The organism is Yoonia sp., from assembly GCF_017854565.1.
GTDB lineage: Bacteria > Pseudomonadota > Alphaproteobacteria > Rhodobacterales > Rhodobacteraceae > Yoonia.
The window spans coordinates 50,387-76,657 of sequence record NZ_JAFMHJ010000007.1 but is presented as its reverse complement, the minus strand read 5'-3'; the positions used below and the strand labels follow the sequence as shown (position 1 = coordinate 76,657).

General features: G+C 60.1%; 17 protein-coding genes. 13 read left to right on the top strand and 4 right to left on the bottom strand.

Translation table 11 applies throughout. The features are described from left to right. Positions 1-3: 3 nt before the first annotated feature. Both QZ196_RS05050 and QZ196_RS05045 read right to left on the bottom strand, forming a co-directional pair. Complete coding sequence (locus QZ196_RS05050; protein ID WP_296424548.1) at positions 4-291, bottom strand: coiled coil domain-containing protein; 288 nt, start codon at positions 289-291, stop codon at positions 4-6. A gap of 56 nt (positions 292-347) precedes the next feature. Next, positions 348-779: a hypothetical protein gene (locus QZ196_RS05045; RefSeq protein WP_296424546.1), complete on the bottom strand. Its 432-nt coding sequence runs from the start codon at positions 777-779 to the stop codon at positions 348-350. A gap of 255 nt (positions 780-1,034) precedes the next feature. Here QZ196_RS05045 and QZ196_RS05040 point away from each other — a divergent pair, with 255 nt between their 5' ends. Then, a complete protein-coding gene (locus QZ196_RS05040) occupies positions 1,035-1,790 on the top strand; it encodes a Crp/Fnr family transcriptional regulator (protein ID WP_296424544.1) in 756 nt (251 codons plus the stop codon). A gap of 48 nt (positions 1,791-1,838) precedes the next feature. On the opposite strand, the gene QZ196_RS05035 is transcribed toward QZ196_RS05040, so the two are convergent. Next, entirely contained in the window at positions 1,839-2,492 is a 654-nt protein-coding gene (locus QZ196_RS05035) for a GntR family transcriptional regulator (protein ID WP_296424543.1), read from the bottom strand. 142 nt (positions 2,493-2,634) lie between these two features. Here QZ196_RS05035 and dctP point away from each other — a divergent pair, with 142 nt between their 5' ends. From dctP to QZ196_RS05010, 5 genes are all read left to right on the top strand, one after another. Beyond that, positions 2,635-3,615, top strand: coding sequence for a TRAP transporter substrate-binding protein DctP (gene dctP / locus QZ196_RS05030; protein WP_296424541.1), 981 nt, complete (start codon positions 2,635-2,637; stop codon positions 3,613-3,615). A 64-nt stretch (positions 3,616-3,679) separates the two neighbouring features. Continuing rightward, positions 3,680-4,222 (top strand): TRAP transporter small permease, encoded by a 543-nt coding sequence (locus QZ196_RS05025; protein WP_296424538.1) that lies wholly within the window; start codon positions 3,680-3,682, stop codon positions 4,220-4,222. Beyond that, on the top strand, positions 4,222-5,541 hold the full coding sequence (locus QZ196_RS05020; protein ID WP_296424536.1) for a TRAP transporter large permease: 1,320 nt from the start codon (positions 4,222-4,224) through the stop codon (positions 5,539-5,541). The genes QZ196_RS05025 and QZ196_RS05020 overlap by 1 nt, the downstream gene beginning before the upstream one ends. Then, entirely contained in the window at positions 5,538-6,785 is a 1,248-nt protein-coding gene (locus QZ196_RS05015; RefSeq protein WP_296424534.1) for a malonyl-CoA decarboxylase, read from the top strand. Before QZ196_RS05020 ends, QZ196_RS05015 begins: the two co-directional genes overlap by 4 nt. 16 nt (positions 6,786-6,801) lie before the next feature. Next, positions 6,802-8,325 (top strand): malonyl-CoA synthase, encoded by a 1,524-nt coding sequence (locus tag QZ196_RS05010; protein ID WP_296424532.1) that lies wholly within the window; start codon positions 6,802-6,804, stop codon positions 8,323-8,325. A 227-nt stretch (positions 8,326-8,552) separates the two neighbouring features. On the opposite strand, the gene QZ196_RS05005 is transcribed toward QZ196_RS05010, so the two are convergent. After that, positions 8,553-9,440 (bottom strand): helix-hairpin-helix domain-containing protein, encoded by an 888-nt coding sequence (locus QZ196_RS05005; protein ID WP_296424530.1) that lies wholly within the window; start codon positions 9,438-9,440, stop codon positions 8,553-8,555. Between the two features lie 171 nt (positions 9,441-9,611). Between QZ196_RS05005 and QZ196_RS05000 the strand changes: the two genes are divergently transcribed. From QZ196_RS05000 to QZ196_RS04970, 7 genes are all read left to right on the top strand, one after another. Further along, positions 9,612-10,844 (top strand): cyclopropane-fatty-acyl-phospholipid synthase family protein, encoded by a 1,233-nt coding sequence (locus tag QZ196_RS05000; protein WP_296424529.1) that lies wholly within the window; start codon positions 9,612-9,614, stop codon positions 10,842-10,844. Positions 10,845-11,509: 665 nt separating this feature from the next. Continuing rightward, complete coding sequence (locus QZ196_RS04995; protein WP_296424527.1) at positions 11,510-12,568, top strand: universal stress protein; 1,059 nt, start codon at positions 11,510-11,512, stop codon at positions 12,566-12,568. Further along, the gene (locus QZ196_RS04990) at positions 12,565-21,039 is read left to right on the top strand and encodes a glucoamylase family protein (protein WP_296424523.1); all 8,475 of its coding nucleotides are present in this window, start codon (positions 12,565-12,567) and stop codon (positions 21,037-21,039) included. Before QZ196_RS04995 ends, QZ196_RS04990 begins: the two co-directional genes overlap by 4 nt. A 73-nt stretch (positions 21,040-21,112) precedes the next feature. Further along, positions 21,113-22,858, top strand: a complete 1,746-nt coding sequence (gene acsA / locus QZ196_RS04985; protein WP_296424521.1) for an acetate--CoA ligase — start codon at positions 21,113-21,115, stop codon at positions 22,856-22,858. Continuing rightward, positions 22,855-24,855, top strand: coding sequence for a pyruvate dehydrogenase (acetyl-transferring) E1 component subunit alpha (gene pdhA / locus QZ196_RS04980; protein WP_296424519.1), 2,001 nt, complete (start codon positions 22,855-22,857; stop codon positions 24,853-24,855). Before acsA ends, pdhA begins: the two co-directional genes overlap by 4 nt. Continuing rightward, on the top strand, positions 24,852-26,021 hold the full coding sequence (locus tag QZ196_RS04975) for a dihydrolipoamide acetyltransferase family protein (protein ID WP_296424517.1): 1,170 nt from the start codon (positions 24,852-24,854) through the stop codon (positions 26,019-26,021). The genes pdhA and QZ196_RS04975 overlap by 4 nt, the downstream gene beginning before the upstream one ends. Then, positions 26,018-26,263 carry an acyl carrier protein gene (locus QZ196_RS04970; RefSeq protein WP_296424513.1) on the top strand — a complete coding sequence of 82 codons (246 nt, stop codon included), beginning with the start codon at positions 26,018-26,020 and terminating at the stop codon, positions 26,261-26,263. Before QZ196_RS04975 ends, QZ196_RS04970 begins: the two co-directional genes overlap by 4 nt. Positions 26,264-26,271 lie beyond the last annotated feature (8 nt).

The following is a 26,271-nucleotide window of genomic DNA, read 5'->3' as shown; positions in this document are numbered from 1 at the left end:
TGTTCAGCGGAAACGATCCGCAGCTTTGCGCACCGCCTTGCCCAGATCATCCCATGCGGCCTCCATCCCTGACTTGAGATCTTTCCACGCCTCACCTTGCGCCTTGTTCAGGTCATCAAGACTTTCCCGCGCCTTTTTCTGCTTGGCCCGAAGTTCCGCAAGCTGGTCATGATATTTCAGCTCTGCATCGGCCCCGGCTTCTTTTGCCTTGGCTTGCAGACTGTCTATCTCGGCCCGCCATTGGTCGAGCCGTGCTTCGAGTTTCTGGGCATATGCGCTCTTGTCGCCCATCGCTTGTTCTCCTTCATGATTGCTGAACGCAACTTTGCCTCTGGGGATCGCCATGGCTACACCGGCGTCGCATGTCTTGCTGTTGGCGCGGTTGCACGGTTGCTGGTCTTTTTGGCCGCCTCTGTCTCGGCGGCGACATCCACACTTGCCACATGCCCGGCACAGCGGGCGCAAAGGCTGGCCCATTCCCGAAAATCTTCGGCAATCCGCTCGACCGCGTGTTGCTGCCAATCCTGCATCGCCTCGATCAAGGCAGACGGTTCCGACCCACCATTCGTTCTCACGTCCCTTGCGGTATCAAGCGCCAGCTTGGTCGCGTCTTGGCGCCGCCTGAACCAGTGTGCCGAAAACGCCTCGGCGTCTTGCAGCATCTTCTCCTGTGCTTGCCAGAAATGTGCGACAGGCGGGCCGACGACCGGGTTTGCCGCAAACATCGCAGGCATTTGTCGCACGATATCATCAACCATCGCCGCATCCTTGTCAGCCATGCCAGCTCTCCCTTTATTTGTGTGTTTCGATTGTGGCCGAAAATACGAGACGCGCAGGGCAGCCGCATTAACATCCGTCAACCCCGGCAGTCGTTGGCTGACACAGCGGTCCCGCGGCAGCGTCGCCGCATACATTCGCGCGATTGACGCACATCAATCATCGTGCCCCTGCGCAATGACATGCTGGCAAGAACAACGCGCAAGCGGACTTGATTACATCAACGCAAGTTAAAGCAATGTCGTGGGGAACGGATCATGACGGAACAAAATCTACTGACAACGCCGCCAAGACATATCGCCCCACCCGCATGGAAACTATCAACGACCAGCGGAACCGAAATGATCGAACAACTGCTGAGAACCTACCAGCGCAGATCGCATGCGGGCACGGTTGTCGCACTTGAAGGCAGTACATCGCATGTGGTGTTTTGCGTATTGTCGGGCTGGCTGTCGCTGTCAAAATCCATGGAGGATGGTCAGCGGCACATCATCGACTTTGCGCTCCCCGGCGACTTGGTGAATTCCGTTTGTGCCAACAACAAAACGAATGCCTTGCAGATCGAAGCCGTGACCTCTGCCACCGTCGCCGTGATCCCCGATTATCGCTGGGCCAGTCTGTTGGAAGATCTGCCGCAACTCAAAAACCTGGAGGATCGCGTGATCGCCGGCACCCTTTCGCGGCTGTCCGAGCGGATGCTGCGGTTAGGCAAGGGAAACGCGGAAACCCGCATCGCCTACGCCATGATCGAACTTTGCATAAGGCTCAGGGCCGTCGGCGCAGTCCGGGATTGGACCTTCCATCTGCCGCTGACACAGCAGCAGTTGGGCGATTTCGTCGGTCTTTCTTCCGTCCATGTTTGCCGTACCCTGCGCAGTCTGTCGCGCCTCGGGGTGATCGCGATGAAAGACCATATGGACATCACGATCCACAACATCGACGGCTTGGCGAAAATCGCCGGCGTGGACCCGCGGGCATTGGAAAACCAGATTATTCCAAGCGGTCGCCGCTGACGCGCCTCTTGCCTGAAGGCCACAGGATCAATGTTCAAGCACGCAGGCTCAGCGCTTGGATTTGAGATGGCTCAGCAAGTGGTGGAACTTCTCGCCTTGCACGGCAACATGGGTTCGCAGCGCATCCGCCGCCGCACATCCGTCACCCGCTGACAGCGCGGCGACAATTGCCTCGTGCTCTGCCATGGACTGTCCCAGCCGACCACGCAGGTGAAGCTGCATCCGCCGATAGGCTTTCAACCGTTTTTGCAGCTTCGCGGCCTGCGCTTCAAGAAAACTGTTCTGGCTCGCGGCATAAATCAGATGATGGAAGCGTTCATTCTGACGATAGTAATGGTCGGCATCATCCGTCGCGACCGCAAGTTTGCAAAGATCATTGGCCTCGCGCAATGCCGCCAGCCCTGCCTCACTGATCCGCAATGCCGCAAAACGGCCGCAAGCGGCCTCAAGTTCGGCCATCGTCTCGAACATCTCGACCAGCTCGACGGGTCCAGGCTCTCTGACAAAGACACCGCGGCGCGGCAGATGCTCGACCAGACCAGAGGCGGCCAATTTCTGCAATGCCTCACGGATTGGCGTGCGCGAGACCCCAAAGTGATCTGCCAGACGAATTTCATCCAACCGTTCGCCATCGGCAAAATTGCCGGTCACGATCATCTGTTCGAGATCTTCAAGAATATGATCCGCCCGGCGTACATCCATGCCAACACTATCAATTGCAGCCGATAGAAATGCAAGGTTGAAAACCTTGTATACAAGAAACTTGACACCGGATGCAAAACCTCCGAATGTTTGCCGATCAGCTGGTCGCTCAAGAGCGGTCCGGCGTCACTGGGAGGATGACATGAAATCTACATTTTTCGCCGCAGCCGCGGCGCTCGCTATCATTGCAGGAGCCGCTTCGGCTGAGCAACTGCGCCTGTCACATCAATGGTCAGAGGGCGACGTGCGCCATCAGGTGGCACAAATGGTTGCCGACGAAGTCGCCGCAGCCGGGGTCGACCTGACCATTCAGATTTTCCCCAACCAGACCCTTTTCAAAGCGCGCGAGCAGTATACACCGCTCAGCCGGGGTCAGCTGGACATGACTGTGCTGCCACTGTCATATGCGGGCGGTCAGCAACCTGCCTATAACCTGACACTGATGCCCGGCCTGGTGAAGAACCACGATCACGGTGATCGGTTGTCGCATTCGCCGTTCATGACCGAGATCGAAAACATCATGGCCGGCGACGACGTGATGGTTTTGGTCCACGGCTATCTTGCCGGCGGCTTCGGCTCTAACGAGGGTTGCATCACGGGACCCGAAGATGTGCAGGGCATTTCGATCCGCGCGGCGGGCAAGGCATTCGAACAGATGCTGGCCGCTGCCGGTGCGTCGATCTCTTCCATGGCCTCATCCGAGATCTACCCCGCCCTGCAGACCGGCGTTCTGGATGCCGCGAACACATCGTCGGAAAGCTTTGTCAGCTATCGGCTATATGAGCAGCTGAAATGCTACACACCTGCGGGCGATTATGCACTGTGGTTCATGTATCAGCCGCTGATCATGAACAAGACGACCTTTGACGGGTTAAGCAGCGAACAGCAGGCGGCTTTGGTCGCAGCCGGGGAAAATGCGCAGGCATTCTATCTTGAGCAGGCAAAGCTGGGCGACACAGTCGCATCCAAGGCCTTTTCCGATGCCGGCGTTGAACTGGCCGAAATGACCGAAGACGACTTCAACGTTTGGCGCGCGGTTGCCGCTGAATCGTCCTACCCGGCCTTCGTCGAAGAAACGCCGGACGGGCAGCGGCTTCTCGATCTGGCGCTTGCCGTCGAATAATCTGACATTGCGCCTGCCGGAACGCCCGGCAGGCGCAATCAATGTTTTCAGGAAGGCCCGCCCAGTGGATCGCTCTGCCTCTTTACAACCGCTGCCTGTGCGGCTGATCGGACATGTTTCGACGGTCAGCGGCATTATCGCTTCGATGATGATCCTCGCGTCGGTCTTCATCACATGCCAGATGATCTTTGTCCGCGCCGTTCTCGGAAAATCAACAATCTGGCAAACCGAAGCCGTCATCTATCTTATGATCGGTGCCACGCTGATCGGCCTGCCCTATGTGCAAAAGCTCAAGGGCCATGTCGGGGTTGATCTGGTCCCGACTCTGCTTGGCCCCAAAGGCCGCCGCATTCTGGCGGTTCTGACATTGGTCATCACCAGCGGCATGATCGCCGTGATGCTCTATTACGCCTATGACATGTGGCACTTTGCATGGGCGCGTGGCTGGAAATCCGAGACAGTCTGGGCTGTCCCCCTTTGGATTCCCTACCTGTCCGTGCCGCTGGGCTTTGGCCTGTTTCTTTTGCAACTCGTCGCCGACCTGTGGATGGTCATCCAAGGCGAAGATATCGCGGTGCCAGTCGCCGCCGAAGATCGGAGACACTGATGGATCCGCTTGCCGTTGGCCTGCTGGTCGCCGTCTGCACCATATTGGTGCTGTTTTCCGGGGTATCGGTCGGTGTTGGCCTGCTCATCGTCGCGGCAGGGTTCTTGCTGATCTTTGACGGCGCGCGGTCGCTCGTCGCCCTGCCAGAGCTGTTTTACGGCGAACTCAACAGTTTCGCCCTTCTGTCGATCCCGATGTTTATCATCATGGGTGCCGCAATCTCATCCACCCGGGCTGGCCCCGACCTCTACGAGGCGTTGGAGCGCTGGTTGACCAAGGTGCCCGGCGGCCTTGTCGTGTCCAACCTTGGAGCATGCGCGCTTTTTGCGGCGATGTCAGGGTCAAGCCCCGCCACTTGTGCGGCCATCGGCAAAATGGGCATTCCCGAAATGCGCAAGCGCGGCTACCCTGATGAAGTGGCCGCCGGATCAATCGCAGCGGGCGGCACATTGGGTATTCTGATCCCGCCATCCGTCACGATGATCGTCTACGGCATCGCCACGGAAACCAGCATTGGCCGGCTGTTTCTGGCCGGTGTGTTACCCGGTCTGCTGCTGGTGTCACTGTTCATCGCATGGGCCATCTACGACACATGGCGCCGTGGCGCTGCAGGTGTCGCCCTGTCGGGCATCAACTATAGCTGGGCTCAAAAGATTGAAATTCTGCCGCGCGTCCTGCCGTTTCTGGGGATCATCATCGGTGTTCTCTATGCGTTGTACGGCGGCATCGCGACGCCATCTGAAACGGCCGCCGTGGGTGCATTGCTGTGCATCGTCGTGGCAATGATCGTCTACCGGATGTATCAGCCTCAGGCCCTTTGGGCGGTGCTGCGCGACTCGACACGCGAATCCGTGATGATCTTGTTCATCATCGGCGCCGCTGGCGTGTTCTCGTTCATGTTGTCGTCACTGTTCGTCACGCAATCGGTCGCGGGCTGGATCGCCGATCTGGACGTCAACCGCTGGGTCTTGATGGGGATCATCAACGTCTTCTTGCTTGTCGCTGGGTTTTTCCTCCCCCCTGTCGCCGTCATCTTGATGTCCGCACCGATCCTGCTGCCAATTATCACGGTCGCGGGTTTCGATCCGATCTGGTTCGCCGTGATCCTGACCATCAACATGGAAATCGGGCTGATCACGCCGCCGGTGGGTTTGAATCTTTATGTCATCAACGGCATTGCGCCTGACATATCCCTGAAGAAAATCCTATTCGGTTCGCTTCCGTTTGTGGGCTGCATGGTTCTGGCAATTGTCATCCTGTGCGTCTTTCCGAGCCTTGCAACATGGCTGCCCGACTATCTGATGGGGCCGGCGTTATGAGCTTGCTTGCCGATCTTCTATCAACGCTGATCGACCGCCGGATACCTGTTTTGGGCGGCGAACGGGCAGATGGACGAACGATTGAGACACTATGCCGCGATCTCATCGGGAGCCGCGGCGAGGTGTCAGGCTATGCGCTGGCGCGCCAAATCCTTGATCAGTACGCCGCGATGGACGACGCGCAGAAACGGGCCTTCTTCACGTTTCTCAACGTGGACATGGATATTGATACCACCGCCGTATCCGAGGCGACAAATGCCTATGCGGCCGACGGGTCAGAGGTGCATTACCGGCGCCTGATGATGGCAGCGGAACCGCCACGTCAGGAGCTCGCGCGCCGCCTCAATCAAGTACCGGGTGCGACCGGGCGGATCGTGGCCATGCGCAAAGACCTGCTGCGCTTTATCAAAACCGATCCGGCCCTGGCCAAACTGGACACCGATCTGCGACATCTGCTGTCAAGCTGGTTCAACCGTGGTTTTCTGGTCCTGCGTCCGATCAACTGGGAAAGCCCGGCGCATGTTCTCGAAAAGATCATCGCCTACGAGGCGGTCCACGCCATCGACAGCTGGGATGATCTGCGCCGCAGGCTTCAGCCCACAGACCGGCGCTGTTTCGGCTTTTTCCACCCCGCGATGCCGGATGAGCCGCTGATTTTCGTCGAAGTGGCTTTGACCAAGGGGATACCCACCTCCATTCACTCCGTGCTGACAGAAGGCCGCGACCTGCTGACAGAGAAACAGGCCGATACGGCGGTTTTCTATTCGATCTCGAACTGTCAGGCAGGTCTGGCGGGCATTTCGTTCGGCAATTCGCTGATCAAACAGGTCGCCAGCGATCTGAACCGTGCCCTGCCCCAGCTAAAGACCTTTGTCACCCTTTCACCCATTCCGGGGCTGATGCAGTGGATCACGGAAAACGGGCACGGTGGCAGCACCGGCGACACCGACGCGCTACGGGGATTGGCGGCACGCTACCTGCTTGAGTCCAAGCGCGAAGGCGGGCTGCCGCGCGATCCGGTTGCGCGTTTTCATCTCAAGAACGGGGCGTCTATCCACGATGTCCATGCTGGCGCCGACCTGTCGCCCAACGGCTTGGCGCAGTCGGGTGGTGCGATGGTGAATTACCTCTACGATCTGGCGCGTATTACCGAAAATCACGAAGCTTTCGCCACCACCCACAAAGTCGCCGCCTCGGCAACCATGCGCTCGCTGGCGCGCAAGGCGCTTCCCACCAACGCCTGACAATCTGGAAATAACCATGGCCAACCCGCTTTATGATACGCTTTTTGGACAACACACCGGAAAATCGACCCCTTTTCTGCATTTGCCTGACGGCGAAACGCTGACGCATGACGTTTTCCTGCGCATGGCCGCGCGCTTTGCCCACGCGATCACCGCATTGGGTCTGGAATCGGGTGACAGGCTGGCCGCGCAGATCGAAAAATCGCCCGAGGCGCTGGCCGTCTATGCCGCCTGCGCCCAAACAGGTGTGATATTTCTCCCCCTCAATACGGGCTACACCGCAGCCGAGCTGGATTATTTCATCGGCAATTCGGGCGCAAAACTCGTGCTGGCAACAGATAGAACCGCAGCCGCGCTTGCCCCGGTCGCCGCCGCGCATGGCGCCGTGCTCAATACCCTGAACCCCGACGGGACAGGTAGCTTTGCAGATCGGGCCAGACACCAAGACGAGGTATTTGCCACAGCATCGCGCAGCGCCGACGATCTTGCCGCGTTTCTCTATACGTCCGGCACCACGGGCCGATCGAAAGGTGCGATGCTGACACAGGAAAACCTGCTGTCAAACGCGCAGACTCTTGCAAGGTACTGGCGCTTTACCGCGCAGGACGTCCTGCTGCATGCCCTGCCGATCTTTCATACCCACGGGCTGTTTGTGGCCACCAACATCACCCTGATCGCGGGCGGGTCGATGATATTTCTGCCCAAATTCGACCTAGATCAAATGATCGCGCATATGCCGCAAGCAACCACGATGATGGGCGTGCCCACGTTCTACACACGGCTGCTTGACGATCCGCGCTTCACCGCCGCGCTGACCGCACATATGCGGCTTTTTGTGTCCGGGTCCGCGCCGCTGCTGACCGAAACGCACATGCGCTTTGAAGAACGGACCGGTCACCGGATTCTGGAACGCTACGGGATGACCGAAACCAACATGAACACCTCCAACCCCTACGATGGCGAACGCCGCGCGGGCACCGTGGGCTTTCCGCTGCCGGGCGTCGAGTTGAAGATCACCGATCCAACGACAGGCAAAGAGGTCCCGCAGGGTGAAATCGGCCAGATCGAGGTGCGCGGGCCGAATGTCTTCAAAGGCTACTGGCAGATGCCGGAAAAGACCGCCGAAGAACTGCGCCCCGACGGGTTCTTTATCACCGGCGATCTCGCGCGGATCGACGATCAGGGCTATGTCAGTATCGTTGGACGCAACAAGGACCTGATCATCTCGGGGGGGTACAACATATACCCCAAAGAGATCGAACTGGTCCTCGACGCGCAGCCCGGCGTGCTTGAAAGCGCGGTCATCGGTGTGCCCCATCCCGACTTTGGCGAAAGCCCGATTGGCCTGCTGGTGCCGGCGCCCGGCGCGACACCTTCGGTGGACGCGATCATGGCATCTTTGGGTGACACACTGGCCCGTTTCAAGCTGCCCAAAAAGCTGATCGTGGTTGACGCATTTCCGCGCAACGCCATGGGCAAGCTGCAAAAAAATATCCTGCGGGACCAATACGCCGACATCTTCGCCCCCGCAAAAAACTGACGCGGCGGCCTTGTCATGACCCGTCGGCAGGTAGCCTTTGATGAGACGTCGAAAAATGCGGCCCAGAGGGGCTGCATGGCTGCTTATATCGCGTGACCAGATCATGAAGCGCCATGCGATACCGCCCCGGTCCATCGCCGAGGCGGGCCACGCCCCAACCCAGTTCGTCGAAAATCAGGCGCCCGTTTCATCCACCCCGGCATATGGACCCATGACCGCCCACAAGATCATTGAGGCGACACAGCACGTTCTTTGGCATAATGATCGGCGCAGGCCGCTTCGTGCCCACGAATGACACGCTTGCCCGCCAGATCACCGCGGTGCTCTGTGACGACCGTACACTGGGCCGCCCCCTCGTTGTCTTTTTCGTACCGGATCACGATCCAGTCCTTTGTGCGTTGCAACCGATGTGCCTGCAACGTGTTCGAATACAGTGCGGTAAAGTGCCAGTCGCCCCTTTCGGTGTGCAAAATTGGCAACCAGGCCCTCTGGTCTGGGTTAAACCGTTGCGGCGCGATCATCGGCAATGACCCGTCCGCTGCGCGTTGACGATATTCCCGGTCGACGTCCAGCGTCTGCGCAATCGGAGGATTGGGGGATAGCGGCGCGGCGCCAATGCGTTTGCGCCGCGCCAGAAGTTCGGCCAGCGCATATTGCACACCGCGCACCCGGCGCGGTCCGAAACCGGGCAGTTCAGCAAGCCTGCCATCATGGGCCGCGACCTCCAATGCTTCCAGCGTATTGATATCCAGCCTGTCGTGGATGATCGCGGCAAGGTGCGGCCCGATCTGCGGCACGGTCTGAAACAGCGTTTCGGGGTCAAGGCCGCCGCGCAACGTGTCGCGCAGCCGCAAATCCCCGGTCTGCAGAATTTCGATGATCGCAGTGGCAATCGAAGGGCCAATCGTCGGCAAGGCTTCCAAAGCCCTTGAGCCACCCGACGCAAAAACCGTGCGAAGTGGCATCGGTAAATCCGAGATATACGCGGCCGCCTCCCGATAGGCCCTGACCCTGAACGGATCGGCCCCCTGTTGGTCCAGCAAATCGGCGACTTCGCCCAATTTCGCCACGATGACGCGATTGTCCTGGTGCATTTTGGCTATCGTGTCCGACATCATGAAACCCTCCATCCTTACGTGATTTCTAAGCGCAATGACCAAGGACGCTTTGATTTCGCTCAATTTGCATGACGCCGCCCCTGCTACGGATAAACGCGGCCAAGTCGCCGACAACAGATTGATCTGTGTGGTCTTACAGCTTTGACACCCAAGCCGAAGGGAAATCAGATGTGGCAAGCAGCCCTTGACAGGATGTTGAAATCCATGCTGCGACACGGTGCGCTGACTGTTGCGATGCCGTCCGGTGGCCTGCGTCATTACGGCGACGGGCACGGTGCGCCGCTGTCAGTGCGCCTGCACGACACCGCCACTGTCCGGCATCTGGTGCTAAATCCCGAACTCGCCCTTGGCCAGGCCTACATGAACGGCTCTCTCAGCATTGATGGGGACGATATTCAGGGTTTTCTCGCCATGATCGTGCGGAACCTGAATGCGGCACCGCGGGTCTGGTGGCAAAAGCCGCTTTTGAAACTCCGGATCGCCCTGCGGCATGTTGCGCAAAACAACATCGTCACGCGTTCAAAACGCAATGTGGCGCATCACTACGATCTTTCGGGTCGGCTTTATGATTTGTTTCTTGATGACGACCGGCAATATTCATGTGGCTATTTCCGCCACCCGACCGACACATTGGAACAGGCCCAGATCCAGAAAAAGAACCATATCGCCTGCAAGCTAATGCTGGCGCCCGGCATGCGGGTGCTGGACATCGGCTGTGGCTGGGGGGGTATGGCGCTGACCCTTGCGCGGGACCACGGCGTACAGGTCCTTGGCATCACGCTGTCACAGGAACAGCACGCCAGCGCGACCGCACGCGCCGCCCGTGAAGGGCTGTCGGACAAGGTGGAATTCAGGCTGTGCGACTACCGCAGCGTGCAAGGCACGTTTGATCGGATCGTTTCCGTCGGGATGTTCGAACATGTCGGCCTGCCGTATTTCGATACCTATTTCGAAACGATCAGGGACCGCCTGTCGCCCGATGGAATTGCGCTGGTCCATACAATCGGCTGGGCTGGCCCGCCGGATGCGACGAACCCTTGGATTGCCAAATACATCTTCCCCGGCGGCTACATCCCCACGATGTCAGAAGCCATGACATCCGTTGAAAACGCGCGTTTATGGGCCGCCGATATCGAATGCTGGCGGCTGCACTATGCCTATACGCTCCGCCATTGGTTCGACCGCTTTGAACAGAACCGCGCAGAAGTACAAAGCATTTACGATGCACGCTTTGTGCGGATGTGGCGGTTTTATCTGGCCGCCTGTGAACAGACATTCCGGCATGGACGCCAAGCCGTGTTTCAATTTCAGCTATCCAAAAAGATCGACGCCGTACCTTTGACGCGGGATTACCTTTACCAGACACCACACAGCGATCTGGCCCGTCGGGCCGCCGAATGACAGATCAGCAGCCGGGGCTGCACATGTCGATTTTCGCCAAGCCACGTCAGCGACGCATGCACCAAATATCGCAAAGCTTTGTGATACACGCCTGCGGCACATCAAAATAGCGTGCGATTTCGCCGTCGCTCAGACCCAAATCAACAAAAACCTCCAAGCAGGTTTTTGGCATCGGCCCCAACGCCCGGACCTGTTCACGCAATCGCAGTGGCAATTCTTTTCCCGGCGCCACATGCGGTGCCCGCGGGATGACATCGCCAGACGTCAGCTTTTGCAGATGGATACGGTGACTGATACCCAATTTCGACCTCTCATATGCTGCATTGATGTGGTGCCGAGGTGGATCACTGGTCCGCCCTCAGATTGCCCCAACCACGCACTAAAACCAACGATAGAAATTTGCCGGCACGGAAATGGCCAAAGTCTGCCGACGCCGGGCGGCAGTTGGCCACACCTGCGCGCACCCGCGAGGATGAGACATGCCTTTTCGGGCTGTGACGCCCCCGCACCAACATTTTGCGCAACAAAGACCGCGTTTGGGCGCGGCACCGACAGGGCGCGTTGACCCATATCAATTGACGAACGGCATATCGACGTAGCCTTGACAGGGCGCCGCCATCCCTGTGCCCGACATACCCGAAACGCCAAGCAAAGCGAGGTTTGCCATGAGTTCTGCCACTGCCAGCGCGCCAATGTCCACAACGCCGGAACCATCATGCACGAACCACGACAACAGACCGCCAGCCGATCTTTTGGTATGTATCGACGAAAACCAGCTGTGCGCCGGTGTCATTCCGCATGCGCTGACGATGGCCACTGCATTCGGTGGCAAAGTGGTCCTGCTGCATGTCGTTGAATCCGCGAAACCCCGCGCCGCCAATCACCTTGACCCGGTGGATTGGGAAATCCGTCGGCGCGAAGCGCGCGCGCGACTGAGCGATCTTGCACAGCACTACCAGACATCCGACAGCGAGATCGAAATCTGCATTCTCGAAGGTCATGCCACGGATCAAATCTGCGCGCGGGCGTCAGAAAAAGCCGGGGATATCACCGTTATTTCGGGGCAGCACGATGATGGTCGCCACGACACCGACACAGCACAGCATATTTACGCCAGCAATGTCGCGCGCCGCGTCATCGAAGCCGATATCGGCTCGGTCCTGATGGTGCCGCGCAGCGCTTTTGCACAGACACCGCAGACCTATAGCCAAATCCTTGTGCCACTTGATGGATCATCAATCGCCGAAAGCGCATTGCCCAAGGCGGTGCGACTGGCCAAGGCGCAAAAGGCCACGCTGACCATTTGCCATGTCACAGCCCAACCCGACATGCCCCAAATCGGCCCCCCGGACGACGAGGTGGACAGGTTGCAGGGCCGCTTGATGCAGCGGGCACGACAGGTCGGGCGGCACTACCTGAACACCGTCAAAGACGCACTGCACGACTGTGGCATTTCGGTCAAAACGGCCATCGTCGAAGGCGATGATGTCCGGCGCGCGCTGATTGAGACAGTGAACCGCCGAAACGTCGACCTGCTGGTCATGGCGTCGCACGGCCAAAGCGGCTACACTGATGTTCCCTCAGGGCATGTGACAAGCTACGTTCTGGATCATGCGCAGGTGCCGGTCCTCATGGTCCGTCAACAGCACCGGACGAACGGATCACACATTGTCACCGACGCGAAATCCAAAGGTGTCCGGCCTCCTTCAAATGCGATCCAATGACCGCACATACATCAACAAAACTGCATGCCGATCCGCAATCAAAGGTGCAGGCCTATGCGCGCGCGATGCGCGTCACCGACGGCCCACCCAACGAACTGGCCATCTATCGTGGCTTGTCCCTGCTGCCAGACTGGCTGGACAAGGCAAAGGCCTATTGTGCGGATCCCCCTCCGGCGCATAACCGGGCGGCGGACTGGCTTCTTGATAACAGCTATCAGGTGGTGCGCGCGATCCGCCGACTGGACAGCGATCTGCCGCGACCGTTCTACCGGCGCCTGCCCGTGGGTCACGACCCAAGCGGCCGCAGCGCCCCGCGGGTGTTCTTGATTGCGACCGATATCGCGACCCGATCGAACGAACGGATGTCTGCGCAAACGCTGGTGTCGTATCTGAACGATTATCAGACCGTGTCGGCGCTGAGCCACGCAGAACTCTGGGCGTTGCCATCCATGCTGCGACTGGCCAGTCTCGAAATGCTGATGCAGGCGTTCGCCCGGCTGACACCCAAACTGCACGCTCCGGTCCCGCTTGACCTTGATCCACTGCATGCTGATCCCACCGATGCGATTGCACATGCGATCACAAACCTGATGGCCGTGGAAGGAATAAAATGGGCGGATCTGGTCGATCTGACCAGCCGGGTCGAAGCCACCCTTGCGACAGATCCCGCCGGCATTTATGCGCAGATGACATTTCAATCGCGCGACCGTTACCGCAAAACCGTTGAACACCTTGCCGACCGCAGCGCCTTGTCCGAGGTCGAGGTGGCCGCCGTCGCTGTCCAGCTTGCCAATGACGCAGCGCCGGGCGAACGCGGTCATCACGTTGGGTTTTGGCTGATTGACAATGGCCGCGATGCACTGGAAACCGCCATCGGCTGCAGGCAGACTTTCTTGGACGCCGTGCGCGGCAGCGCGGCCCGCCATGCGGCGCATCTGTATGCGACGGCCTTGATTGCCATGGCGCTTGCGGCGTTTATCGTGCCGATTGCCTACCTGTCCGCCATGGATGCCAGCGCAGCACAGTGGGTGGGCGGCATCGTACTGTCGCTATTGCCCGCGACAATGCTCAGCGTGACGCTGGTTCATTGGCTGATCACCGTTCTGGTGACGCCGCAGGCATTGCCGGAGCTGGATTTCAGCACGGGGATACCGGATGCGATTGCCACTGCGGTGATCGTGCCCGTGATCATCAAGGACAGCAATGAAATTGCCCAAATCATCGAAAAACTGGAAATCCGGCGTCACTCAAACCCAGACCCTGCGCTTCATTTCGTCGTCCTTTCGGACTTTGCAGATGCAGACGCGCAGCATACCCCCGATGACCACAAGATCACCCAGTGTCTGGCCGCAGAAATCGGTGCGCTGAACACGCGATACGGTGACGCGGACGGCGGCCCGTTTTACGTGATGCACAGGGACCGCCTCTACAATCCGCACGAAGGGTGTTGGATGGGCCGCGAACGCAAGCGCGGCAAGCTCGAGGCGTTCAACACCTTCGTCCTGCATGATGACGCAACAGAATTCACGCTTTGCAAAGGTCAGATCAGCGCCCTGCGCAACTGTGTTTTTGCCATTGTGCTGGATGCGGATACCAACTTGCCACCGGGCACTGCGGCACGGCTGGTCGGGACAATGGCGCATCCACTGAACCGGGCGGCGTTTGATCCTGCGACCGACCGTGTGTCGTCGGGTTACACGATCATGCAACCGCGGATCGAGATTATTCTCGCGGCGATCGGCGGCACTGAATTTGCGCATCTGCACGCCGGCGACACCGCGATAGATATCTATTCAAGGGCGGTGTCGGACGTCTATCAAGACACCTTCGGCACCGGGATATTCGTTGGCAAAGGCATCTACGACATTGCCGCCATGCAGCGCAGCCTTGATGATCGCGTTCCCGAAAACAGCATCCTCAGCCATGATCTTTTTGAAGGTATTCTTGGCCGTGCCGCATTGGTCAGCAATATCGTCCTGTACGAGGATTTTCCGCAGACTTACCCCCAATATGCCACGAGATTGCATCGCTGGGTGCGCGGCGACTGGCAACTTCTGCCATGGCTGGGGCGCCGGGTCCCCAGCGCATCGGGCCTGCACCTGCCCAATCGGCTGTCCGGACTGGACCGTTGGAAAATCGTCGATAACCTGCGCCGCAGCCTGATTTCGCCCGCCTTGCTGTTATTGTTTGTCGCAGGCTGGGCGGTTTTGCCGGGCAGCGCACTTGTCTGGACGCTCCTGGCCCTTGCAGCCCCTGCCAGCTATCTGATCGGCGCGGTCTACGGGCTGCTGACCGGGCGGCTTCACCGCGATTTGCCGGGCGATGCGATCCATCAGATGTCCGAACGCGGCGGGCGGTGGTTCTTGTTGATAGCGTTTCTGGTCAGCGACGCGATGATCAGCGTGACGGCGGCCATGACCACGCTCTGGCGGGTCTATGTCAGCCGGAAAAACCTGCTCGAATGGACCACCGCAGATCACCACGCCGCCTTGGTCGGAAACCAGACGGTGCGCGCGACCGCGTGGCGGCTGATGTGGCCGTCGTCCGCCCTTGCCGTCACCATCGGCGGCTATCTGGCCCTGTATGATTATATGGCCCTTTGGCCGGCGGCCCCCATCTTGTTGTTGTGGTCTATCGCCCCGGAAATCGCGGTCTGGACGGCGCGGCCACGGGTCCTGCGCCGCGAAACACTGACAGACGGACAGCGCCTGTTCCTGCGCTGGACCGCACGGCGCACATGGCATTTTTTCGAAACCTTCACCGGTCCCAAGGACAATTGGCTGCCACCGGACAATTTTCAGGAAACCCCCAACCCGGTCATCGCCCACCGCACGTCGCCAACCAATATCGGCATGTTTCTGGTTTCGGCGCTGTCCGCGCGGGATCTGGGGTTTATCGGCACAAATGACTTGCTGGTCCGCACCCGCAATACCGTTGACACCCTCGACCGGCTCAAGACGCATCGGGGTCATGTCCTGAACTGGTACGACACCCGCACCCTCGCGCCTCTCGAGCCGCAGTATGTATCGACCGTCGACAGTGGCAACCTTGCCATGGCGCTGATCGCGCTGGCGCAAGGCTGCGATGAGGCCGCACAACAGCCTGCAATACCGCCTGCGTGCCGGGCGGGGCTGCGCACGACACTTGAACTGCTTGTCGATGCGATGCAATTTCTGCCCAAGGCTGCCACCGTCGAATTTGATCGCTGCGCGCAGCGGGCGTTCAAACGCATCGACGATATGTCGCGCGCACCGCAAGACCGCTCGGTCGCAGTCATCAACCCCGGTGACGCGCTATGGGCCGATCTCGACGCCGCCGTTTTGGCGGCCCTCGGGCAGCAGCAATATCCGCCACCGCAGGCGCTGCATGACATTCAGGTATGGCTGGGTGCGTTGCACCAACAATTGCACGCGATGGCGCGCGATATCGGTCACTATCATCCCTACCTTGATTTGCTCGATCAGGCCCCGCCCCGGCTGCACCCACTGCGTGACCAACTCAACGAGGCTCTCAAGCCTGACATGGGCATGCCGGACCTGTCCGGGCAGATTGCCCTTGCGGCGCATAATATCAACGTAACCCTGTCCGACAGGCACACCGATGACACCGACGTCGCGTGGCTGGGCGCGCTGCAACAGGCGCTGTCGGACGCTGCGGCACGGCAAAAGGTGCTGCAGGACGAACTGCATGATCTGGCAGACCGCGCCCGCACGTTGGCCTATGGCATGGATTTCAAATTTCTCTACGATCCTGCGGTGCGGCTGTTCGTGATCGGCTTCAACCTCAGCGTGGGTCAGCTTGATCACAACCACTATGACCTGCTTGCCACCGAAGCCCGCATCGCCAGTTTCTTTGCCATCGCCAAACATGACGTGCTGATCGAACACTGGTTTTCACTCGGGCGCCCCATCACCCGCATTCAGGGAAAGCCTGCGGTGTTGTCGTGGAACGGCTCCATGTTCGAATACCTGATGCCGTCGCTTTTTCTGCCGACGCGGCGCGATACCCTGCTTGGCGACAGCGAAATGACCGCCGTGGCGTATCAGCGCGGCTATGCCACCGAACGCGGCGTGCCATGGGGGGTGTCGGAATCCGCCTACGGGGCGACCGATGCGCAAGGGAATTACCAGTATCGGGCCTTTGGTGTGCCCGGCCTTGGCATTCGTCGTGGCCTGACCGACGATCTTGTCATTGCGCCTTATGCAACCGCGCTGGCGCTTTGCGCATGGCCCCGCACCGCCGCAAGGAACCTTGCAGAGCTAGAAGCCTTGGGCGCATCCAGCAGCTATGGCTTCATCGACGCGATCGACTATACCGCAAGACGCCTGTCCGGCGCTGCCGATTTCGTCAAGGTTCGCACGTACATGGCCCATCATCAGGGGATGACGATGGCCGCCATCGCCAACGTCCTTTTGGATGACATCCACGTCCGCCGGACCATGCGCGAAAAATCCCTGCGCGCCGTGGACCTTTTACTTCAGGAACGCGTCCCATGGGAAGCCCCGGTCGAGGTCGGGCGGATCGACGAAACCTGGGAACCCCACGACCAACACAAAACGGCCCCGATCCCTGCCCCGTGGGTGCCATCACCGCATGCGCAAATCCCGCTGATGCATATCCTTGGCAACGGCAACCTGTCCACCAGAGTATCCGAAGCGGGCGCAGGCGGCCTGTTCTGGCGCGGCGACGCGATGACACGGTGGCAGCCCTCACCGACACAGGACCAGCACGGCATCTGGATTTACATCACCGAACCGGGCACCCCGGACCTGTGGTCGGTCGGGCGCATGCCCACCGGACAAAGCGGTCAGGACAGCAAAACCGTCTTTCATCACCACATGATCGAAACCTTTCGCCGGGACCATCAGATCGCCACGCGGATGGAGCTGACCATCGCCCCGTCCGACGACGTGGAAATCCGCGAAATTACCGTGACCAACGAAAGCGACCGCATCCGAACAATCGACTTTACCAGCTACGCCGAGGTGGTGCTGAGCGCCCCGAACGACGATGAACGTCACCCGGCCTTCAGCAAACTGTTTGTCGGCAGCACCTTCATTGCCGCCCAGCACGCCCTTTTGTTCCAAAGACGCCCGCAGCGGCCCGAAACAAAGCCGCCGGTCCTGCTGCACCAAGCCCTGTTTGACGATCCGGCAATCACCCTGCGTTCCTATGATACCGACCGCGCACACTTTATCGGGCGCAACGGCAGCCTGCGCGCGCCCCACGGTATCCGCCATGGCCTGCAACAAACGACGGGCTGGGTGCTGGATCCGATTATGGCGTTGCAGGTTCAGGTATGCCTGCAACCGCTTGAGACAAAGCGGTTTGCGTTCCTCACAGTCGCCGGTCCGTCGCGTGGCGCGGTGCTGGACTGCGCCACGCGGTTTTCAATCGGATCGGTCGCACGGGTCGTCCGCGAGGCGTCACTGGCAACCGCCCGCAACCTCAGCATTTTGGATATCGCGCCCGAAAACCTGCCACAGATGCAGGTCCTGTCTTCGCTGCTGCTCGAACCCACAGGACGCCTGCGCAAAGTGCCCGACGGCATCGCACCCGATTGGGCAGGCCAGCCAGAGCTGTGGCGGTTTGGCATCTCGGGCGATCTGCCGATCTTGCTGATCGAAATGGCCGATATCGACAACATGGCGCTGCTTGATATCTTGGTGCGCGCGCAATCCCTTTGGCGGCACCGCGGTTTGTCGGTAGATCTGGTGGTCCTGCACACCAGCATGACAGGCTACGACGCGCCACTGCGCGATCAGGTCATGTCGCTGTTGCGCGAAGCGAAGACAGAACAGTTTCTGGGGCAACGCGGCGGAATCCATCTTGTCGGTGCCGATCAGATGCAGCCACAGGTCCGGCGCGCCTTTGTGGCCGCCGCCTACGTGGCATTTGATCAGCACGTGCACGACCTCAGTAAACGGTTGGATGATATCCTGGCCCACACCACGACCGTTCCGGTTTTTGAGCCGACCCAGACCATCAGCTTTGCTGCGGCCCAACCGCTGCCAAGGCCCGCCGCGCTGGATTTCGACAATGAATTCGGCGGTTTTGACCGGGACACCGGCGACTATGTGATCCAGCTTGATCCGGGCCGATCCACCCCCGCGCCATGGTGCAATATCCTTGCCAACGAAGCCTTTGGCACCATGGTCAGCGAAAGCGGGCTGGGGTTCAGTTGGGCGGACAACTGCGGGGAAAACCGGCTGACCCCGTGGTCCAATGACCCGGTCACGAACGCACCGGGCGAAGTCATGTACCTGCGCGACGAAGCGACGGCGCAGTTCTGGACCACGACGCCAGCCCCGTTGGGCCGCGCAGTGACCTGCCAGATACGGCACGGCACCGGCTACACGGTCTGGCGGCAGAACAGTCAGCAACTGGAACAGGAACTGCGCGTGACCGTGCCGCCTGATGCGCCGGTCAAGCTGATCCGGCTGCGTATGACCGATGTATCGGGCCAGAACCGCCGGATCACCGCAACCTATTATGTCGAATGGCTGCTGGGTGCGATGGCAAGCGTGTCCAAGCCGCATGTGCGGTGTGTCTATGACCCGACAACAAAAGCCATCATGGCGCGCAATGGCTGGAACCCGGAATTTGGGACCAAGACCGCCTTTCTGACTGCCTCGCTCGATCCGCACAGCATCACCGGTGACAAACTTGCGTTTCTGGGCAAAGAGGGCACGGTGGACGCCCCCGACGCAATGCAGCGCTGGGATCTTGGCGGCAGCTTTTCACCCGGCAGCGAGGCGTGCGGCGCCTATCAGGTCCATCTCGATATTGCCGCCGGTCAGACAAAAGAGGTCGTCTTCATTCTTGGCCAGGCCGATAACCCGGAAATGGCGGCGGCGCTGATTACCCGATGGCGCAACCCCGATGCAACCAAAGCCGCGTTGACCGATGTCGGAACATTCTGGGAAAGTCGGCTGAATGCGGTTCAGGTGCAGACACCTGATCCGGCGCTGGATCTCATGGTCAACCGCTGGCTGCCTTATCAGAACATCGCCTGCCGGCTGCTGGCACGGGGCGCGTTTTACCAGGCAGGCGGTGCCTACGGGTTCCGCGACCAGTTGCAGGATGTGCTGGCGGTGCTGTTCACCGACCCGGCCCGCGCGCGCGACCAGATCTTGCGCGCAGCGCGGCACCAGTTCGATGCGGGCGATGCGCTGCATTGGTGGCATCCGCCGCTGGGACGTGGCGTGCGGACACGCTGCTCCGATGATTATCTGTGGCTTGCGTATGTTACCGCGCGCTATGTCGAAACCACCGGCGACACCGGCATCCTGACCCAAGAAGTACCGTTTTTGTCCGGGCCACCGCTCGGGCCTGACGAACATGACCGCTATGCGCAGTTCGATCCGGGCGAAACAGGCACGCTTTACGCACATTGCGCAGGGGCCATGGACCGGATGATCCGCACCGGGCAACACGGCCTGCCCCTGATGGGCACCGGCGACTGGAACGACGGCATGGACCGGATCGGCGATGATGGTAAGGGCGAAAGCGTTTGGCTGGCATGGTTCCAGATCGCGACAACCCGCCTGTTTGCGCCATTGGCAGAGCTTTGGCCGGATCAGGCCAGCCGTGCCGCACGCTGGCAAACGCATTGCGAAAAGCTGCGGATAGCGATTGACCAAACTGCATGGGATGGGGCGTGGTACATGCGCGCCTTCGATGACGGCGGTGAACCATGGGGGTCCCACCGGAATGATGAATGTCAGATTGACCTGATCGCACAGGCATGGCGCATTCTGTCAGGCGACCCACCCGACGACCGCGCACGCACCGCGATGCAATCGGCGGCCACCCGGCTGATTGACCGCGAAAATCGCCTCATCCGCCTGCTTGATCCGCCGTTCCATCACACCCTGCGCGACCCCGGCTACATTCGGGCCTACCCCCCCGGCATCAGGGAAAACGGTGGCCAGTATACCCATGCGGCGACATGGATCGGGCTGGCCTTTGCGGCCCTTGGGGATGGTGACCGCGCATGGCAGGTCTTCGACACGATCAATCCGATCCGGCGCACCGCGACAGTCGGCGATGCGGCGCATTATCTGCGCGAACCCTATGTGCTGCCCGGCGATGTGTCCGGCGGCAGCATGATCGGGGTTGGCGGTTGGTCATGGTACACCGGTGCCGCGGGCTGGACCTGGCAACTGGCGATCCACGGTATCCTGGGGCTGCGATTCATCGCCGATAACGTGATCGTCAAACCCTGCATGCCAACCGATTGGGGCGGTGCAACGGTGCATTTGCGCAGTCCGCAGGGCGATCTGACAATCATCATCGAGGACCCGGACCATCTGGGCCACGCAGATGTGGAGCTGCGCATCGACGGGGCACCCTCCGACCCGACCAGCCTGCGCTTTCCCGGTCAGGGCAAATCGACCCGCGCGGTGGTCCGCTTGGTCGCGCAGGGCACGGCACAGCCCACGGCACGGTCCACGGCGGCACCGAATTGATCTTGATCACCCGGCAATATCATGCACGGCGCTACAGTCGCCCTGAACCCGCGTTGGCAGGACGGCAGAAGACATGGAATACGGCACAATCCCAAAATCCAAACAGGTGGCAAATGCGGCCAATATGGCCGATTACGCCGCCGTATATGACAGTTTTTCATGGAATGACGCACGCAAGCTGATCAATGGCCTGCCCGGGGGCCGCCTCAATATCGCCCACGAAGCGATCGAGCGGCACGTGCTTGCCGGCCACGGCCCACAGGTCGCTTTGCGCTGGATTTCCAAATCCGGCACCCGGACGGTATTTACCTATCAGGAACTGTCGGACCTGACCAACCGCTTTGCCAATGTCCTGCGCGATCAGGGCCTCGAAAAAGGCGCCCGCGTCTATGCATTACTGGGCCGCACACCAGAGCTTTACATCGCGGCGCTTGGCACATTGAAAGCAGGCTGCGTCTTTTGCCCGCTGTTTTCGGCATTTGGCCCCGAACCCATTCGCGCCCGGATGGAAATTGGCGGCGCAAACGCCCTGATTACCACCGCACGGCTTTACAAGCGCAAGGTCAGCGCGCTGCGCGACGCGTTGCCCGATTTGCGCAGCGTCTTTCTCACCGATGGCGACGCGGCCAATACCAAACGCCTGTCCACGCTGATGGATGCCACATCGGACCGCTTTGCCACCGAAGCAATGGACCCCGAAGATACCGCACTTCTGCACTTCACCTCCGGCACCACCGGGAAACCCAAAGGCGTCGTGCATGTGCATGATGCCGTCGTGGCCCATCACATCACGGGTCGCTTCGCGCTCGATCTCAGGCCCGGCGATACCTACTGGTGTACCGCTGATCCGGGCTGGGTGACGGGCACATCGTATGGGATCATCGCCCCGTTGACGAACCGTGTGACCATGATCGTTGACGAGGCGGAATTCGATGTCGCGCGGTGGTACGATATTCTGGATCAAGAGGCGGTGAACGTCTGGTACACAGCACCCACCGCCATTCGCATGCTGATGAAGGCCGGGGAAAACGCGCATAAGGGGCATGATTTCACGTCTCTGCGCTTTATGGCCAGCGTCGGTGAACCGCTGAACCCCGAAGCCGTGATCTGGGGCAACAGTGCCTTTGGCATGCCCTTTCATGACAACTGGTGGCAAACGGAAACCGGCGGCATCATGATCGCCAATTTCGCCGCCATGCCCGTCAAGCCCGGCTCTATGGGCAAGCCATTGCCGGGGATCAAGGCCGGCATCGTCGCGACATCTGATGACGGCCTGCGCCAACTGACCGAACCGCGCGCCATCGGCGAACTGGCGCTGCGTCCAGGTTGGCCGTCGATGATGCGCGGCTACTTGCACGAAACCGCGCGCTACGACAAATGTTTTCGGGATGGCTGGTATCTCAGCGGTGATCTGGCGATGCGCGACAGCGATGGATATTATTGGTTCGTCGGTCGCAGCAATGACCTGATCAAAAGCGCGGGCCATCTGATTGGACCGTTCGAGGTCGAAAGCGCGTTGATGGAACATCCCGCCGTCGCAGAGGTGGCCGTGATCGGCGTGCCGGATGAAACGGCGGGTGAACGCGTCAAAGCCTTTGTCGCGCTCAAACCCGGCATTGAACCCACCGATCAGCTGCTTCTGGAACTGCTGGGGCACGCCCGCACCCGGCTGGGTCCGGCCGTCGCGCCAAAGGAAATGGTATTCCGCACCAACCTGCCCAAGACCCGCAGCGGCAAAATCATGCGGCGCCTGCTGAAAGCACGCGAACTTGGCTTACCCGAAGGTGACATTTCGACCTTGGAAAGTGATGAGCAATGACCAATCTCAAACCACGGCTTGATCACGAGCACGTGCGCAGCCTGCTCAAAGACATGATCCGGATCAGGCGGTTCGAAGACAAATGCGCCGAACTGTACACCCAGCAAAAAATCCGCGGCTTTCTGCACCTGTACGATGGCGAAGAGGCCATTGCCGCCGGCATCATTCCGCTGCTCTCCGCTCAGGATCGCGTTGTCGCCACCTACCGCGAACACGGCCATGCTCTGGCCCGCGGCATCCCCATGGGCAGCATTTTGGCGGAAATGTTCGGCAAGGCCGAAGGCTGCGCTGGCGGGCGCGGCGGATCCATGCACCTGTTCAGCCGCGATCACCGGTTTTACGGCGGTAACGCAATCGTCGGCGGCGGCCTACCCATGGCGGTCGGGCTGGCACTGGCCGATAGGTTAAGTCCCACGGACGATACCGTCACCGCCTGCTTTTCCGGCGAAGGTGCCGCCGCAGAAGGCGAATTTCACGAAAGCCTCAACCTTGCCGCGCTATGGCAATTGCCCGTCATGTTTGTGTGCGAAAACAACGGCTATGCAATGGGCACGGCACTGCACCTGTCTGAATCTCAAACCGACATCAGCGCAAAAGCTGCCTGTTATGGCATCCAGAGCGAAGCCGTTGACGGCATGGATATCGTCGCCGTCGAAGTCGCCGCACGCCGCGCCCTGAATTACATTGCCAAGACCGGAAAACCGTATTTCCTCGAATGTCGCACCTACCGTTTTCGCGCCCATTCGATGTTCGACGCACAACTCTATCGCTCCAAGGAGGAGATCGCAGAATGGCGCAAGAAAGGGCCCATCTTGCGGTTTCAGACGTGGTTGCAGGACAGCGGCCTTGTACACGCCGATGAAGTGTCGAAGATCATCGTCAGCATTGATGAAGAGATCGCAGAGGCCGTGGCCTTTGCAGAGGCCGGAACCGACGAACCTGTGCAATCACTGACACGGTTTGTCACCTCGCCGGATCGCCCTGCACCGCCGGTTCCCGCGCCCCCCGGCCCGATGATGAAAACAACCTACCGCGAGGCCGTGAAAGCCGCGATCGTCGATGCCATGACCCGCGACCCCGGTGTTTTCCTGATGGGCGAAGACGTGGGCCACTATGGCGGATGCTATGCTGTCAGCAAAGGGCTGTTGGACCAGTTCGGGCCAGATCGCATTCGCGACACACCGCTGTCTGAATCCGGGTTCACCGGGGCGGGGATCGGTGCCGCCATCGCCGGGATGCGCCCCATCGTCGAATTGATGACGGTGAATTTCTCGCTTCTGGCCCTTGATCAGATTTTGAACACGGCTGCCACACTGCGCCATATGTCGAACAACCAGTTTGGCGTGCCGGTTGTGATCCGCATGGCGACAGGCGCGGGCAAACAACTGGCCGCACAGCATTCACATTCGTTAGAAGGCTGGTATGCCCATATTCCCGGCCTGCGCGTCCTTGCCCCCGCCACCATGGACGATGCAAGAGGCATGCTGTGGACCGCATTGCAGGACCCGGACCCAGTTCTGATATTTGAAAATGTCATGCTCTATAACCGCGAAGGTGACATCGCCGCAAACGCAGGTGCCGTTGACATCGACCGCGCCGCAATCCGCCGGGTTGGCACGGATGTGTCCCTGATCACCTATGGTGGTTCGCTGTTCAAAACGCTGGACGCCGCAGATCAGCTGGCCAACGACGGCATATCTGCCGAAGTCATCGACCTGCGCTGCCTGCGCCCCCTGGACATGCCAACCATCATCGCCTCCGTGACCAAAACCCGGCGCGCCGTGATCGTCGATGAAGGCTGGAAAAGCGGCAGCCTGTCCGCCGAAATCGGTATGCGGCTGGCCGAAGACGCATTTTACGAATTGGACGCCCCCTTGGCCCGTGTCTGCAGCGAAGAGGTGCCAATCCCCTATGCGCAACATCTCGAACAGGCCGCCATTCCCCAAACCGCCAAGATCGTGGCAACAGTCAAACACCTGATGGGCGCCACCCCATGAGCGCATTTCTCATGCCGTCGCTGGGCGCCGATATGACGGACGCCACCTTGGTTGAACAGCTTGTGTCGCCGGGCGACGCGGTACAGCGCGGCGATATCATTGCCGCCGTCGAAACCCAAAAGGGCGTGATCGAGATCGAAGCGTTCGAAGATGGCATATTGGACAATTGGCTGGTCGATATCGGCACCAACGTCGCCGTCGGCACGCCGCTCGCCATGATCCGGGAAAAGGGCGAAAGTGCCGCAGCGGCACCGGCTATCCCGGATATTGCCCCGCCCAAACCGGCCCCGCCCAAACCGGCCCCGCCCAAACCGGCCCCGCCCAAACCCGGCCCACCTGACACGCCGATCCCCGATGACCGCCCGCGCCGGCGCATCAGCCCTGCGGCGCGCCGTCTGGCGGTGCAAACCGGGATCGACCCAAGCACCGTCGCAACCCGATCCGGCGCACCCATTACCCGGTCCGACATTGCCATGCTGACCCAAAATGACAGGCCACCCGCACAGACCGACATGCGCACCGCCATCGCCGCCGCGATGACGCGCTCAAAACGCGACATACCGCATTACTACCTGTCCCACACTGTCGATCTGACCAACGCGCAGGCCTTTGTCAGCGCAGAAAACGCAGATCGCGCGCCGGATGACCGGCTGTTGCTGGGCGCACTTTACCTCAAAGCCATCGCAAACGCGGTCGTCAAAGTCCCGGAAATGAATGGCCACTTTACCGATGATGGGTTTCATCAAAGCGATGCGGTCCACACAGGTCTTGCCATCAGCCTGCGCAGCGGCGGATTGGTGGCCCCCGCGATTTTCAATGCCGACACGCAGCGTCTCGATGATCTGATGACATCTATGCGGGACCTGATCACGCGGGTCCGCGCCGGGCGTTTTCGCGCGCGCGAATTGTCCGATGCCACGATCACCCTCACCAGCCTTGGGGATCGCGGCGTGGATCGGCTCTACGGCATCATCTACCCGCCACAGGTCGCCATTGTCGGCATCGGCACCCCTGCCATGCGGCCTTGGGTCCACGACGAACAGGTCGCTGCGCGCCTGACAGCCACCGTGACTTTGGCCGCCGATCATCGCGTCAGCGATGGCCGTCGCGGTGCGCTGTTTCTCAATACCATCGACAAAAACCTGCAAACGCCGGACACACTATGACAGATCAGGATATTGAAACCGCCCTGACCCAAGAGCTGCACCGCATCGCGCCCGATATCAGCCTTGACGATATTGATCCCGCACAGGACCTGCGCGACGAGTTTGACATCGACTCCATGGATTTTCTCAACCTCGTCACCGCACTGGGCAAACGCTTCAACCTTGATATGCCAGAGACCGACTATCCCGAAATGCGCAGCTTCAACGCGCTTGCGGCCTATCTGCGCACCCAAGCGGCCTAGGTCGAAAA

Coding starts and splice junctions, on each gene's coding strand:
- QZ196_RS05050 (WP_296424548.1), bottom strand. CDS start 291: ATGGGCGACAAGAGCGCATATGCCCAGAAACTCGAAGCACGGCTCGAC.
- QZ196_RS05045 (WP_296424546.1), bottom strand. CDS start 779: ATGGCTGACAAGGATGCGGCGATGGTTGATGATATCGTGCGACAAATG.
- QZ196_RS05040 (WP_296424544.1), top strand. CDS start 1,035: ATGACGGAACAAAATCTACTGACAACGCCGCCAAGACATATCGCCCCA.
- QZ196_RS05035 (WP_296424543.1), bottom strand. CDS start 2,492: ATGGATGTACGCCGGGCGGATCATATTCTTGAAGATCTCGAACAGATG.
- dctP (WP_296424541.1), top strand. CDS start 2,635: ATGAAATCTACATTTTTCGCCGCAGCCGCGGCGCTCGCTATCATTGCA.
- QZ196_RS05020 (WP_296424536.1), top strand. CDS start 4,222: ATGGATCCGCTTGCCGTTGGCCTGCTGGTCGCCGTCTGCACCATATTG.
- QZ196_RS05015 (WP_296424534.1), top strand. CDS start 5,538: ATGAGCTTGCTTGCCGATCTTCTATCAACGCTGATCGACCGCCGGATA.
- QZ196_RS05010 (WP_296424532.1), top strand. CDS start 6,802: ATGGCCAACCCGCTTTATGATACGCTTTTTGGACAACACACCGGAAAA.
- QZ196_RS05005 (WP_296424530.1), bottom strand. CDS start 9,440: ATGTCGGACACGATAGCCAAAATGCACCAGGACAATCGCGTCATCGTG.
- QZ196_RS05000 (WP_296424529.1), top strand. CDS start 9,612: ATGTGGCAAGCAGCCCTTGACAGGATGTTGAAATCCATGCTGCGACAC.
- QZ196_RS04995 (WP_296424527.1), top strand. CDS start 11,510: ATGAGTTCTGCCACTGCCAGCGCGCCAATGTCCACAACGCCGGAACCA.
- QZ196_RS04990 (WP_296424523.1), top strand. CDS start 12,565: ATGACCGCACATACATCAACAAAACTGCATGCCGATCCGCAATCAAAG.
- acsA (WP_296424521.1), top strand. CDS start 21,113: ATGGAATACGGCACAATCCCAAAATCCAAACAGGTGGCAAATGCGGCC.
- pdhA (WP_296424519.1), top strand. CDS start 22,855: ATGACCAATCTCAAACCACGGCTTGATCACGAGCACGTGCGCAGCCTG.
- QZ196_RS04975 (WP_296424517.1), top strand. CDS start 24,852: ATGAGCGCATTTCTCATGCCGTCGCTGGGCGCCGATATGACGGACGCC.
- QZ196_RS04970 (WP_296424513.1), top strand. CDS start 26,018: ATGACAGATCAGGATATTGAAACCGCCCTGACCCAAGAGCTGCACCGC.